Genomic DNA, 472 nt, shown 5'->3' with positions numbered 1-472 from the left:
GTCCCCCGAGCCAGGCATCCAGCCGCCCCGCCGGCGCCGGCCTACCGCGCTCTTGTCGCCGTGAGGGACCGCTATGCCATGACCGTGGACGTCGGCGGCTGGCCCGGCGTGCCTGGCGGCCCGACGCTGCGCCTCGGCGATCGGGACGGCGGCGTCACCGCGCTGCGCGCGCGGCTGGCGGCCGAGGGCTACGGCGCCGGGTCGGGCGATCTGGCGCTGTTCGACGCGGAGCTGGAAGCGGCGCTGCGCGCGTTCCAGGACCTGCATGGCCTGGAGGTCGACGGCGTGCTCGGCCCCGCCACGCGCGCGGCGCTGAACGTCACCGCCGCCGAGCGGCTGGCCCAGATCGACGCCAACCTCGAGCGGTGGCGATGGATGCCGCACGCGCCGCCGGGCTACCGGCTGGAGGTGGACACCGGCGCGCAGGAGGCCGTGCTGTACTCCGGTGGGACTCCGGTCCAGCGGATGCGGG

1 protein-coding gene is annotated in these 472 nt (G+C 76.9%); it reads left to right on the top strand.

Annotated features, from left to right (window positions below; all coding sequences use genetic code 11):
* Positions 1–78: 78 nt before the first annotated feature.
* Positions 79–472, top strand: a 394-nt coding sequence (locus AX721_RS13030) for a peptidoglycan-binding protein (RefSeq protein ID WP_197422558.1), incomplete at its 3' end; no start/stop codon positions are given.

It is taken from the genome of Phenylobacterium sp. CCH9-H3 (assembly GCF_001557235.1).
Classification (GTDB): Bacteria; Pseudomonadota; Alphaproteobacteria; order Caulobacterales; family Caulobacteraceae; genus Phenylobacterium.
Note: the sequence above shows the minus strand (reverse complement) of the source record. Positions and strands in the feature narration are given on the sequence as shown.